The following is a 13,206-nucleotide window of genomic DNA, read 5'->3' on the forward strand; positions in this document are numbered from 1 at the left end:
GTTCAGGGATGTTATTTAGAAAGGAAGCTGTCGCTCAGCAAAGTGAGCGTTTGACGGGGGCTATTACCCTCGCCCAACCTTTATCAATAAAATTAACTGTGTTTATTTTGGCTTGTGTGGCTATCGCAGTTATTACCTTCTTGTTTACCGCAGAATACTCTCGTAAAGAAACCGTGCGTGGCTTTTTAATGCCTAATAAAGGGGTTATCCAAAGCTTTGCTAATCAAGGTGGTATGATTGAGCAGCAAAATAACAGCCAAGGCATAGCCTTAAGTACCCAGCTAATTGAACAGCTAAGTATGCAAATACAACTGCTTAATGACGAAATCACACAAAACCACACCCTACAAAAGCAAGAGTCACTTAACTTGCAGGCACAAAAACGTGCACTTACCAATGAGCAAGCGGCATTACAAAGCCAACTTAAACTGACTGATGAAAAACTAGCGCTACTTAACCGCCAACAAAGTAACCTTAACCAGCTTAATAAAAATGGCATTTTATCAAACATAGAGCGTGAGCAACAACAGCAAGCCCTGTTAGATGCTAAGCAAGAAAAACAAAACCTAGCGCGCTTGCTGATGCAGCAAGACAACCAGTTAAGCCAACTAAGCTTTAATATTGCCAACGTACCACAACAATACACGCTGCGCATAAATAGTATTAAACGCCAGCAAGCGGGTATTAAAAACCAGCTGACACAAATTAAAAGTAACTATCAATATACCATTACTGCTAGTAACAGCGGTACAGTTACTGGTATTCAAGTGGTTGAAGGCGAAACACTCACCCAAGCTAAACAGCTGCTGCATATTATTCCTAAAGGCTCAGAGCTAGTAGCAGAGTTTCTGCTACCAACACGCTCAGCAGGGTTTATTGCGCTTAGTAACGATACGCGATTGCGCTTTGATGCCTTCCCTTATCAATGCTTTGGTTTTATTAACAGCAAAATTAGCCGTATTGATAAGGCACTGATTACCCCAGACGAAATACGTTTACCCATTGCACTACAAGAGCCAGTTTACCGCTTGCGAGCAACACTCAGCCAACAGCAAATGCAGGCTTATGGTAAAGCGTTTAATCTGAAAAGCGGCATGCTGTTTGAGGCAGATATTATGTTAGAACAACGCACATTGATTGAATGGTTGCTTGAACCATTGTACAGCCTAAAAGGGCGTGTGAGTTAACTGTAGCGATTTACGAAACAAAGAAAAAATTTGAAAGTTTTGGTGGTTTGCTAAATGCAAACAACCGAAAAGACGGCCAGCTTTAGTTAACTTTAGCGAGCAGCTAAAGCCAGCCTATTAACCGCTCACCTAATTATAAAGGTCGAGCATATTAATAACCCGATGACTTAACAAAAAGCATCGGATTTATGGAGTATAACAAAATGCATGAATTAAACGTAAAAGAAATTCAAGAAGCGAATGGTGGGTTTTATTTTTTAGCAGGACTCATTGCGGAGGGAGCTATAGCGATGGGCCCAAGTCTTCAACGTGGCTTGGATAGTTTGAATGATACTTTGGATTCAGTGTATGGTAGTTTTAAGCCATCACTTCCCGAAATGGGCGATAAGTGAGATTGTAAACCTGAATAAGTATAAGGGGGAAATCCCTCTTATACTCACTTGGTTTAAATTAGAGGTGAATATGCTCAAATCAGACTATTTAAAATATACAAATGACGAATTGTTGGATGCTTTTGCAAATATCGATGATGAGAAGTATCCCGAAAGAGCTATTGAAATATTAAATTTGATTGAACTACGTTTAAAAGAAGTAAGGACTAAGCCCAGTGATAAATTTCTAAGTAAGTTAACATCTACAATTACAATATTAACTTTAGGCTGCGACATAGATGTTAGACAACAAGCTTTTGATATAAAAGCAGCAAGAGTACGTAAGCGAAAGTAAGGGAAATGTTTAGACCAAAGTGAGTTAGGTTTAAATTATGAGAACGATTTTACTCTTTGATAAGAAGTCACCACTAATGGTAGATGAACTCCACAATTTACAACTTGATAAGCATATTACTTTTCTATAATGTTTTAAGATAAAATAGATGAGTGAACTTGTAAGCTTCTCGGTACTAAGAATAGTACCACTCATTCTTCAATCCGAAATAGCTGAATGCGGCCTAGCTTCTATGGCTATGGTGGCAAGCTATCACGGTCATAGGCTGGATATGCCAGCCATGCGTAAGCGATTTTCGGCTAATTTAAAAGGCATGAACTTACAGCAGCTGACTGAGCTGGGTGATAACTTGGGGCTCGCCAGTCGTGCGCTACAATGCCCTATTGATGAAGTGCATAAATTACAAACCCCCTGTATTTTACACTGGGATATGAACCACTTTGTAGTGCTGAGCAAAGTTTCTGGCAAAGGAGCAGCGGCTAAGTTTGCTGTTAACGACCACGGCTGTGGGTAAGCGTAGTTTAAGCGCGGAAGAGTTTAGTAAGCACTTTACCGGTATTTGTTTAGAGCTGACTCCAACCAGTAAGTTTGAAGCCAAGCAAGAGCAAGCACGAATGAAGTTTACCCAACTTTGGAGCTCGATGAAGGGCTTAAAAGTAGGTCTACTAAAACTGATAGCGTTGTCACTGGTATTGCAATTATTTGCTCTGATGACCCCTTATTATATGCAGTGGGTGGTGGATGAAGTTTTAATCAGTTTTGATGAATCGTTATTAACGGTACTGGCTATGGGTTTTGCGCTGATTGCGATTATTTCGGTGGTGACTAATGCGGTGCGAAGCTGGTTAATTTTACGGCTTTCGAGTTTGCTCAATATGCAAATGGGGGTGAACTTACTCAGGCATTTATTACGCCTGCCAATGAACTATTTTGAGTCTCGCCATGTTGGCGATATTGTGTCGCGCTTTGGCTCCTTGGCCCAAATACGCGAGCGCATAACTACAGGGTTTGTCGAAACGCTGGTCGATGGTGTGATGGCTATTACCGTCCTCATTATGATGCTAATTTATTCGCTGAAACTCACTGCGGTCGTTGTCGGTGCAATTGTACTATATACCTTAGTGCGTTTGGCGCTTTACAGGCCACTGCACCAAGCCACTGAAGAAATGATCCAAAACTCTGCCAAAGAGCAATCGAACTTTTTAGAAAATATTCGCGGTATGCAAACTATAAAATTGTTTGGTAATGAATCGCAGCGCCAAGGCATTTGGCAAAACCGCTATGCTGAGGTAATAAATAGTGAAATTCGCTTAGGGCGATTAAACATAAGTTTTGATTCATTTAATAAACTGTTATTTGGCCTTGAAAATGTATTAGTAATTTACTTTGCGGCACTATTGGTAATGAGCAATAGCCTGTCGGTAGGTATGGTACTGGCGTTTATTGCCTATAAAAATCAACTGACTAGCCGCTTTGCTAATTTAATAGAACAAATAATTCAATTTAAAATGATGCGCTTACACCTTGACCGTATTGCCGATATAGCCCTTACGAAACAAGAAGCCAATCGTGACGGTGAAATGGCCTATACCGGTGATGACGAAGGTAAAGTTAAAGGGCAACTTACCCTTGAAAATATCTGCTTTAGTTACAGTGAAGAGCAAGCGCCTATTCTAAATAACGTTAACTTAATCTTGAATGCGGGCGACTCTATTGCGATTACCGGGCCTTCTGGTGCAGGTAAAACTACCTTGATGAAAATTATGCTCGGGTTGCTACAACCTACCTCAGGCAAAGTGTTGCTTGATAGTAAAGATATTACCCAGCTTGGCCTTAAAAATTACCGTAAGCAAATAGCCGCGGTGATGCAGGATGACACTTTATTAGCTGGCTCAATCGCCGATAACATCAGCTTTTTTGACCCTCAGCCCAACTACTTAAAAATAGAGCAGTGTGCCCACCATGCCGCTATTCATGATGATATTACCAAAATGACAATGGGTTATAACTCATTAGTGGGTGATATGGGGTCAAACTTATCGGGCGGGCAGGTACAGCGTTTACTCCTTGCTCGCGCATTGTATCAATCGCCGTGTGTGCTATTTATGGATGAAGCAACTAGCCATTTAGATAAAGATAACGAGGCGAAAATAAGTGAGCAAATTCAGCACTTACCCATCACACGGATTATGATTGCTCATCGTCAAGAAACTATTAATATGGCTGGCAAAGTCTATCACTTAAATGCAGGTGAATTAGTGGATTTAGACCAGCAAAGTGAGAGTGCTTAAAGCGATGAAGGTGTGCGTATATTGCATGCCTTTTTATTATGTTTACAGTTAGTAAAAGCTCAATACCAACGCAATAAACACCCCAGTAATAATCAGTTGTACCACGCAAAAGCCCATAATATCTCTTGCCTTTAGGCCCGCTATAGCCAATACGGGCAGTGCCCAAAAAGGTTGAATTAAATTGGTCCACGCATCTCCCCATGCCACAGCCATAGCAACACGGGATATATCGGCGCCAAGTTCTTGTGCTGCAGGGATAACAATAGGTGCTTGTACCGCCCATTGTCCGCCACCTGAGGGCACAAACATATTAACGAGTCCTGCACTAATAAAACTATAAAATGGCAAGCTATCGGCATCCGCAATGGCAATAAAGCCTTGCGATATCTGCTGTGCTAACCCTGTATCGACCATGACCGCCATAATACCGGCATAAAAAGGGAACTGAATTACAATACCCGCACCACTTGGAATTGCTTGTTGTAAGCTATTAAGCACATTGTGAGGAGTTTGATGTAGCGTAATAGCTAAAAATAAAAACAGGGCAATTACACTATTGAGGTTTAAGCCACCACCAAAGATAAAAAAGTAATAGCTTAAGTAGGCAAGCCCCATTAAGCCAATGCCCATACCTAGCAGTTTGCTTTGTTCTAAATGTTGTGAAGGACGCGTTATTTTACTTGCTGCAGGTGTGCGGGTGTTTAATAGGGTTGGATCGATATAAACGCTGTCGTTGTCATTGGGTAACATGTAGCGGTTTACTAATGGGACGATAATAAATAAACCAATCAAAATGGCAATATTAAAACCTGCAAATAAGGTTTGATCTGTACTCACAATACCAATACTTGCCTGTGAAAAGTGTCCTGGTGTTGCAATAGTTAGCGGAATTGAACCTGCAAGGCCGCCATGCCATACAACAAAGCCAGTATAGGCACTAGCTACTAATAATCGATAATCTACACGGGTATGTTTTGCAATAGCTTTGGCAAACAATGCACCAATAACAAGGCCAAACCCCCAGTTTAGCCAGCTCGCTAAAAGTGAGATAAAAGTAACTAATATAATTGCTTTAGGCGCGGTGTTGGCTAAGGTTGCTAGTTTTTCTAATATTTTGCTAATGAGAGGTGTACTTGCCAGCATGTAGCCTGTAATAAGTACAAGCAGCATTTGCATAGCAAAGCTCAATAGGTTCCAAAACCCATTGCCCCACGCGTGCAGTACATTAATACTGCTGGAAGGGGTAAATATACTGGCAGCGGCAAATGTAATAAGTGTAAGCAAAATTACAAATATAAATGGGTCGGGTAGGTAACGCTCAACCAGTTTTGTAAATGGGGTGGCTATTCTATTAAGCATAAAAATACAGTTTAGTGTTTGTTTGTAGATTAATTAATCACGAAATGTGCTTATGTGCAAATCACAATTAGTATTACAGGGGGGAGTTTTACACTGTCTATACCTTAAACGTTGATTAAAACTAAGGCATACAGTAACGTACTGTTTATAGATAAATTAATAACAAAGATTTTGTATTATGCCGGTGATATTTAAAAGGTTAGCGTTACTTGTTCGCGCTCATATTGATCAATTGAGCTGGCAAGCAGTGACCTTTGCAATTTTAACTCATATGCTCGTAACCTGGTTGCTACTGTATGCTGCCAACGAACAGGCGTTAACCTCTATAACCACTTTTTTTTACTATTACACAGTGACAACGTCAACAGTAGGATATGGTGATTTTAGCCCGACAACAGAGCTTGGTCGATGGGTGGTTGCTTTAATACAAATTCCGTTTGGTTTAGCTTTATTTGGTGTTTTGCTTGGAAAAGCAGGGCAAACTGTTACTTACTTAATTAGGCACGCTATGACTGGTGATAAAGATTTTGCTCACAGTAATAACCACATCATTATTTTTGGTTGGCACGATACCAGAACTAAAAAAATGATTGATTACATTTTGGCGGATACAAAGCGTACTGAACGTCGTATTTTACTCGCGGTAACAGAGCAGATGGATCATCCGTTTTTAGCAAATGAGCAGGTTGATTTTGCGCGTCTTTCTAGCTTTACTGATTTAGTAGAGTTAGAGCGTGTAGCAATAAGGCATGCCGATAAAGTAATTATTGATGGGCAAGACGATGACCAAACATTTACTACTGCGCTGCGTATTAGTCGCTTAGTAAAAGATGAGTGTCATATTAGTGCTCACTTTTTAGATGAAACCAAGGTCGATATGCTACTGGAGCATTGTCAAAATATAGAATGTAGCAGTGCTAAGTCGGCTGAAATATTAGTTCGTTCAATGCAAGATCCCGGCTCTAGTCGAGTACAAGAAGAGCTGCTTTCTACATTACATGGTGATACACAGTTTAGCTTAAAAGTACCCAGTGGCTGTAAGGAAATGGATTTTGGCACCTTGTTTCACCATTTTAAAAGGCAGCATGACGCTATTTTGTTGGGTGTTGCACATAACTTGAGTGCTCAAAATATGGACTTAAATCCACCTTTGGATTATAAAGTGAGTGAAGGAGATATTCTCCATTATATTTCTGTTGAGCGTGTATTGAGCGGCGAAGTTGATTGGTCAAGCTTGGAAAAATAATGAATGAAGTTATATTTTTAATTGTTATTTTAAGTGCGTACATTTTACCTGTTGTCATTGTACTAAACAGTAAGCGTACGCAAGGCCACGAAAAAAACGGTTGGCTCATTGGTATCATCTTTTTTTCGTGGTTAGGGCTCATTATGTATTTTGCGATTGTGCCCAAACACGGGCACAAAAAGAAAAAAGCAGTAAAAAAATAAGTACGACGTTACAACTTTACTCTTTAGCCATATTCATAATTTCATTCCAATCATGCTCTGTTACGGGCATAACTGATAATCTTCCTGCTTTTTTTAGTGCCAACTCTGTAATACTGTTGTTTGCTTTTATAGATTTTAAGCTAACCAGTTTATTCAAATGTTGGTGGTAGGTTACGTCAACGACTACCCAGCGCGGGGTATCGCTGGTGGCTTTAGGGTCATAATAATCGCTATTTAGGTCAAATTGAGTAGGGTCTGGATAGGCTGAACTTGTTACCTTTGCTATACCCGCGACGCCTACGTTTTTACAGCTTGAGTGATAAATCATCACTAAATCGCCTTCTTTAACATCATCACGCAAAAAGTTTCGGGCTTGGTAATTTCGTACACCTTCCCATAATGTTGTTTGATTAGGTGCGTGTTTTAGGTCGTCAATTGAAAAAGCATCGGGTTCGGTTTTAAACAGCCAGTAAGCCATAGTTGTATTCCTAACAAAGATTTACATAGTTGTAGTCTATAGTATCATTAAGTTATTAGGGAATTGAGGAACATATAATGAGCCAAGTTTTAGATGATTTATTATCGTTATTAACACTTGAAGAAATAGAGCAAGGGTTATATCGAGGGCAAAGCCAAGATTTGGGTTTTAGAGCTGTTTTTGGTGGTCAGGTTATGGGGCAAGCGCTATCAGCAGCAAAGGAAACCCTACCGGCTGGACGTATTGTTCACTCTTTACATTCTTACTTTTTACGCCCAGGGGACGCTGCTAAACCTATCGTTTACGATGTTGAAACTATTCGCGATGGCAAAAGCTTTAGTACCCGTCGTGTAAGTGCAATTCAATACGGTAAGCCTATTTTTTATATGACTGCATCTTTTCAGGCGGTTGAAGACGGACTTTCGCATCAGGCAACGATGCCAGATGTACCGCAACCGGAAGAGCTACGTTCGTCGCTTGAGTTTTATCAAGAAAATGCTGAGCATATACCCGAGGTGATTCGTAATAAATTTATTCGCGAAATGCCTATTGAAATGCGCCCTGTGACATTTCATAACCCCTTTAAACCAGAAGCGATTGAACCAGTTAAACATATTTGGTTTAGAGCGAATGGTGACATGCCCGATGATCAGCGTATTCATAATTACCTATTGGCTTATGCGTCTGACTTTGAGTTTTTACCAACTGCATTACAGCCGCATGGCGTGTCGTTTATGCAGCCAAATATGCAGGTCGCAACAATTGACCATGCAATGTGGTTTCATCGCTCGTTTAGATTAGACGACTGGATTTTATACACCATAGACAGCCCGAGTGCGAGCTCAGGCAGAGGGCTGGTAAGAGGGCAATTTTTTGATCGCCAAGGCAACTTGGTTGCCTCAACAATTCAAGAAGGGGTTATGCGTCAGCGCTAACCCTATCTATGTATAGCGGCTAGTTACACTGATCTTGAACAATGTCGCTAATCGATTGCCATATACGGGCAGGTAGCAATGTTTTAAGTTGTGAGTAGGTTTCGCACAATTGCGTACTGCCCACCAAGCCATTATCGCCTTCTGTAACAAGCCCTTCACCACGTAAGTTGTCGATAAAACCAACCAGTACTTTTTTATCAAAAAACTCCGGTGTTTTAATGCCGTGTAACGTGCCTAAGCGATCTGCTAATACTTGGCTTTCTCGCTCAAGCTCAGCCTTTTCAATGCCATTACTCGTTTGTATAAAACCAATCACAATGGCGTAGCGTTGCAGGGTAAAACTCAATGCTCGCCCTAGCATTTCTAATTTTGCTAAGCAGTCGTTGGTATTAGTAATGTGTATATTGTCGCCATCAAATTCAATTAAGTTTTGATCAGCAAAATTGGCCAAGATACGCGTAATGTAGTTTTCATCAAGGGGCTGTAAATACCACTCTTTGGCAAATAGCGGATAAAACGAATGTACTAATTGTTCACACTGCTTAATTGTTGTTGTGTGCTGCTTAAATAAGTGTAATGCCAACAAGCTAGGTACCGCAAATAGATGCAAAATATTGTTACGGTAATAATTAAAGAGTGTTTTTTCTTTATCGCTAATGGCAATAATTTCGCCAAACTCATCACTTATCACATCAAATTTGTTAAGTTTTAAGGCATGTGTAAGGAGTTGCTCCGGTGTTTCGTCAGGCGCGGTTACTTTATCGCTATAACTTGCATCACGCTGCAGGCGTAAGTAAAAATCGAGCTGAGCTAATAGCTTTGGTTTACTTAAAGCGTGCTTGTCGTTTACTAGCAATACCATTGCTAATAAGTTAACAGCATTTAATGCAGCTGCATTATTAATTTTAACCATAACTTGGTCTGCTAAGGCTGCAACTTGTGGGCCTAACCACTGAGGTTTTTGTACGTCAGTTGGGTGAACCGCGTCGCGCCAGTCGGGTTGGTTATCATTTAAATATTGGTTAACCGAAATAGGATCGCCAAAATTTAGGTAACCACGTCCGTAGTTTTTAAGGTTTTTTATCGCTTTAAAAATACCAAATACCGACTCGCCTTTCTTATCTTTTCCAGCAAGCTCTTTAAGGTACGTATTTATTTCCATGACATGTTCGTAGCCAATATACACAGGGACTATTGATACTGGTCGATCGATACCGCGTAGCATGGCTTGAAAGGTCATTGCAAGCATACCTGTTTTGGGCGGTAACAAACGCCCTGTACGGCTACGCCCGCCCTCGGTGTAAAACTTAACTGAGTAACCTTTAATAAATAACTGACTCAAATATTCTTTAAAAATAGCTGAGTACAGTTTATTGCCTGCAAACGAGCGGCGAATAAAAAACGCACCCGAGCGGCGAAATATGCCACCGGCAGGAAAAAAGTTAAGGTTAACACCTGCGGCTATATGCGGTGGCACCAAACCTAAATGGTAAATAGAGTAAGTAAGAAGCAAGTAGTCCATATGGCTACGATGACAAGGCATGTAAATAATTTCATGGCCTTTATTAGTTAGTTCATGCAATTGCTCTGTGTGTTTTATGTGTATGCCGTTGTATAGCTTATTCCAAAGCCATGTTAAAAAGCGATCAGCAACGCGTATCATTGCTTCAGAATAGTTTGCGGCTATTTCATCAAGTAGCTTAAGCGCATTTTGACGTGCCTCGGTTTGGCTAATATTTTTAGCTTTTGCTTCATCCTGAATGGCTTTTTTTATTGTTGGCGAAGCAAGAAGAGAGTTAAACAATTGCTCGCGCGATGGCATTTTAGGGCCAGTGGCTGCCAGTTTTTGACGCTTAAAGTGAACCCGGGCAACACGTAGTAATTTTTGTGGTAGCTCATTTACATCCGCTTTTTCATTTACAATAAGTGATAAGTCGAGTGGTTGGCTAAAGCGAATAAAGTTATCGCGACCAGAAAACAACACAACAAAAAATTTTCTAAACCAGCTTGGTGTAACCGAATGCGTTATTAAAGTACGTAATCCTGGTTTTTCTTTACCCGGATCGCGCCCCCATAAAATAGTTGCAGGTATCACTTGTACATTTTTTTGGCCACTATTTACTAGGTGGTCAATTATTTGTTTGCCTTGTGCCAGTGCATTGGTTGGTTTTGCTGTATCGCCAAATAAAGGTGGTGGATTTTTAATACCAATAAATCGCTCTAAATGTTCATCACCTAATATTTGCTCTTCAGTAGGACTAGGTAAGCCGTGTTTTTTACAAGCATGAGCCAGCGCCGCAAGATCAAAACGAGAATTTAAACGCACTATATAAAATGTAGGGTAATCAGGATTTAAATCGTACTGTTTAATAGGGTTTTCTGGAAGGACTTTGCTTTTAACAAATAAGCGACTAAATCCAGCAGATAAAACGTTTAAACAATAATTAAAAATACGCATCGACTCACCATATTGAGGGTGTTAAAAAGCAAAATTAGCGTGATAGGATACCATATTATCTAAAAAATCGCTTCTTTACGAAATGAGATTAGTTAATGTAGCTATTGACCCGCATTGAAAAATTTAGTTCCAGTATAGTCACATAATATAAGCCGGCACTTATTTAGACGAATTAATCATTGATACTTTGTTTTGAATTAGTTGTTGCATTTATCACCAATACCTCTATAATACGCAGGCTTTCAAAATTCCCCCGGGAACTTGGAAGGATAAATTAAGCTTGGATTTCAAGCTAATAAACAGGAGTTCCGATTTGGAACTCAACGTAGATATAATCAAACAGCCGACATCTTAATAATTAAGATTGTTTCGGTCGTTTTTTTATGCTCTTTTAAATGCTCTTTATATTGAGGTTAAGAATGTCAAATCAACGCATTCGTATTCGCCTAAAAGCTTTTGACCACCGTTTGATTGACCAATCAACGGCAGAAATCGTGGAAACTGCGAAACGCACTGGCGCACAAGTACGTGGTCCAATCCCACTACCTACACGCTTTGAACGTTTTACTGTACTTACTTCACCGCACGTAAACAAAGATGCGCGTGATCAGTACGAAATCCGCACCCATAAACGTCTGATAGACATCGTAGAACCAACTGATAAGACTGTTGACGCGCTTATGCGTTTAGATCTTGCTGCTGGTGTTGATGTTCAAATCAGCCTGGGTTAATCGGAAGATTAGAGAGGTTTTAGGAAAATGGCATTAGGTCTAGTCGGTCGTAAAGTGGGTATGACACGAATCTTCACTGAAGATGGTGTATCTATCCCTGTGACAGTTATTGAAGCGACACCTAACCGCATTGCTCAGATCAAATCTGACGCAACAGACGGTTATAACGCGCTTCAAGTAACCGCAGGCACTAAAAAAGCAAGTCGTGTAAACAAAGCTTCAGCGGGTCACTTCGCTAAAGCTGGCGTTGAAGCGGGTCGCGGTCTGTGGGAATTCCGCCTTAACGGTGGTGAAGGCGATTTTGAAGTAGGCGCAGAGCTTACTGTTGAGTTATTCAACGAAATCAACAAGGTTGACGTAACCGGTACTTCTAAAGGTAAAGGTTTCCAAGGTGGTGTTAAGCGCTGGAATTTCAGCATGCAAGACGCTACACATGGTAACTCTCTATCTCACCGTGCTCCTGGTTCAATCGGTCAAAACCAATCACCTGGTAAGGTGTTTAAAGGTAAGAAAATGGCCGGTCATATGGGTGCTGAGCGTGTAACGACTCAAAACTTAGAACTAGTTCGCGTTGACGCTGAGCGTAACTTGCTTTTAGTGAAAGGTGCAGTACCTGGATCTATCGGCGGTGACGTTATCGTTAAACCAGCTGTTAAAGCATAAGTCCTGGAGATTTAGTGATGGAATTAGCAATCAAAGACGCTTCTGGCGCTCTTGAAGTTTCTGAAGCTACTTTTGGACGTGAGTTTAACGAAGCATTAGTACACCAAGTAGTTGTTGCTTACGCAGCAGGTGCTCGTCAAGGTACTCGTGCTCAGAAGACACGTTCTGAAGTAAGCGGTGGTGGTAAAAAACCATGGGCTCAAAAAGGTACTGGCCGTGCACGTGCTGGTACAATCCGTAGTCCAATTTGGCGTTCAGGTGGCGTTAGCTTCGCAGCTAAACCACAAGACCACAGCCAAAAAGTAAACCGTAAAATGTACCGTGGTGCGATCAAAAGCATCCTATCTGAACTAGTTCGTCAAGAGCGTTTAATCGTTGTTGAAAGTTTTGGTCTTGAAGCACCAAAAACTAAAGATCTAGTAGCTAAGCTAAAAGAGCTTGAGCTTAAAGATGTACTTATCGTGACTGAAGAAGTAGATGAAAATCTTTTCTTATCAGCACGTAACCTTTATAAGGTTGACACGCGTGATGTAGCTGGTATCGATCCTGTAAGCTTAATTGCTTTCGACAAGGTACTTATTACAGCCGCTGCTGTTAAGCAACTTGAGGAGGCGCTAGCATGATCCGTGAAGAACGTCTTTTAAAAGTGATCCTTGCTCCACACATCTCTGAAAAAAGCACAATTGCTGCTGAAGAAAACAACACGATTGTTTTCAAAGTAGTAAATGACGCAACTAAAGCTGAAATTAAAGCAGCAGTTGAGAAGCTTTTTGAAGTAGAAGTAACGGGTGTTCGCACACTTAACGTTAAGGGTAAAACAAAACGTACTGGCATGCGTTTCGGTCGTCGTAGCGACTGGAAGAAAGCTTACGTTACTCTTAAAGAAGGCAGCGAGCTAGACTTTGTCGGCGGCGCCGAGTAATAAGGGG

15 protein-coding genes are annotated in these 13,206 nt (G+C 40.8%); 12 read left to right on the forward strand and 3 right to left on the reverse strand.

Annotated elements, in window-relative coordinates; translation table 11 throughout:
* Positions 1–8 precede the first annotated feature (8 nt).
* The 5 genes from ACFI34_RS12640 to ACFI34_RS12660 all read left to right on the forward strand — a co-directional run bounded on the left by ACFI34_RS12640 (position 9) and on the right by ACFI34_RS12660 (position 4,204).
* Positions 9–1,187 carry an HlyD family efflux transporter periplasmic adaptor subunit gene (locus ACFI34_RS12640; RefSeq protein ID WP_462673753.1) on the forward strand — a complete coding sequence of 393 codons (1,179 nt, stop codon included), beginning with the start codon at positions 9–11 and terminating at the stop codon, positions 1,185–1,187.
* Positions 1,188–1,390: 203 nt separating this feature from the next.
* A complete protein-coding gene (locus tag ACFI34_RS12645) occupies positions 1,391–1,579 on the forward strand; it encodes a hypothetical protein (RefSeq protein ID WP_462673754.1) in 189 nt (62 codons plus the stop codon).
* A gap of 70 nt (positions 1,580–1,649) precedes the next feature.
* Positions 1,650–1,913: a hypothetical protein gene (locus tag ACFI34_RS12650; protein WP_462673755.1), complete on the forward strand. Its 264-nt coding sequence runs from the start codon at positions 1,650–1,652 to the stop codon at positions 1,911–1,913.
* Between the two features lie 148 nt (positions 1,914–2,061).
* The gene (locus ACFI34_RS12655) at positions 2,062–2,427 is read left to right on the forward strand and encodes a cysteine peptidase family C39 domain-containing protein (RefSeq protein ID WP_462673756.1); all 366 of its coding nucleotides are present in this window, start codon (positions 2,062–2,064) and stop codon (positions 2,425–2,427) included.
* Positions 2,399–4,204: a peptidase domain-containing ABC transporter gene (locus ACFI34_RS12660; protein WP_462673757.1), complete on the forward strand. Its 1,806-nt coding sequence runs from the start codon at positions 2,399–2,401 to the stop codon at positions 4,202–4,204. The genes ACFI34_RS12655 and ACFI34_RS12660 overlap by 29 nt, the downstream gene beginning before the upstream one ends.
* Before the next feature lie 48 nt (positions 4,205–4,252).
* Here ACFI34_RS12660 and ACFI34_RS12665 read toward each other — a convergent pair whose 3' ends face one another.
* Positions 4,253–5,563: a short-chain fatty acid transporter gene (locus ACFI34_RS12665; protein WP_462673758.1), complete on the reverse strand. Its 1,311-nt coding sequence runs from the start codon at positions 5,561–5,563 to the stop codon at positions 4,253–4,255.
* Between the two features lie 178 nt (positions 5,564–5,741).
* Between ACFI34_RS12665 and ACFI34_RS12670 the strand changes: the two genes are divergently transcribed.
* A complete protein-coding gene (locus tag ACFI34_RS12670; protein ID WP_462673759.1) occupies positions 5,742–6,809 on the forward strand; it encodes a potassium channel family protein in 1,068 nt (355 codons plus the stop codon).
* Positions 6,809–7,012: a PLDc N-terminal domain-containing protein gene (locus ACFI34_RS12675; protein WP_006791365.1), complete on the forward strand. Its 204-nt coding sequence runs from the start codon at positions 6,809–6,811 to the stop codon at positions 7,010–7,012. Before ACFI34_RS12670 ends, ACFI34_RS12675 begins: the two co-directional genes overlap by 1 nt.
* A gap of 16 nt (positions 7,013–7,028) precedes the next feature.
* On the opposite strand, the gene ACFI34_RS12680 is transcribed toward ACFI34_RS12675, so the two are convergent.
* On the reverse strand, positions 7,029–7,490 hold the full coding sequence (locus ACFI34_RS12680; RefSeq protein ID WP_462673760.1) for an EVE domain-containing protein: 462 nt from the start codon (positions 7,488–7,490) through the stop codon (positions 7,029–7,031).
* Between the two features lie 77 nt (positions 7,491–7,567).
* Between ACFI34_RS12680 and tesB the strand changes: the two genes are divergently transcribed.
* Positions 7,568–8,425 carry an acyl-CoA thioesterase II gene (gene tesB / locus ACFI34_RS12685; RefSeq protein WP_006791363.1) on the forward strand — a complete coding sequence of 286 codons (858 nt, stop codon included), beginning with the start codon at positions 7,568–7,570 and terminating at the stop codon, positions 8,423–8,425.
* 19 nt (positions 8,426–8,444) lie between these two features.
* Here tesB and plsB read toward each other — a convergent pair whose 3' ends face one another.
* Positions 8,445–10,883, reverse strand: a complete 2,439-nt coding sequence (gene plsB / locus ACFI34_RS12690) for a glycerol-3-phosphate 1-O-acyltransferase PlsB (RefSeq protein WP_462673761.1) — start codon at positions 10,881–10,883, stop codon at positions 8,445–8,447.
* 419 nt (positions 10,884–11,302) lie between these two features.
* Between plsB and rpsJ the strand changes: the two genes are divergently transcribed.
* Genes rpsJ through rplW form a run of 4 tightly spaced genes read left to right on the forward strand, consistent with a single transcriptional unit; the run spans position 11,303 to position 13,199 of the window.
* Positions 11,303–11,614, forward strand: a complete 312-nt coding sequence (gene rpsJ / locus ACFI34_RS12695; protein ID WP_002957900.1) for a 30S ribosomal protein S10 — start codon at positions 11,303–11,305, stop codon at positions 11,612–11,614.
* Positions 11,615–11,641: 27 nt separating this feature from the next.
* A complete protein-coding gene (rplC, locus tag ACFI34_RS12700) occupies positions 11,642–12,277 on the forward strand; it encodes a 50S ribosomal protein L3 (protein WP_006791361.1) in 636 nt (211 codons plus the stop codon).
* Positions 12,278–12,294: 17 nt separating this feature from the next.
* A complete protein-coding gene (gene rplD, locus ACFI34_RS12705; RefSeq protein ID WP_006791360.1) occupies positions 12,295–12,900 on the forward strand; it encodes a 50S ribosomal protein L4 in 606 nt (201 codons plus the stop codon).
* Positions 12,897–13,199: a 50S ribosomal protein L23 gene (rplW, locus tag ACFI34_RS12710; RefSeq protein WP_006791359.1), complete on the forward strand. Its 303-nt coding sequence runs from the start codon at positions 12,897–12,899 to the stop codon at positions 13,197–13,199. The genes rplD and rplW overlap by 4 nt, the downstream gene beginning before the upstream one ends.
* The last annotated feature ends 7 nt before the right edge of the window (positions 13,200–13,206 follow it).

The organism is Pseudoalteromonas sp. PSi26 (genome assembly GCF_054960575.1).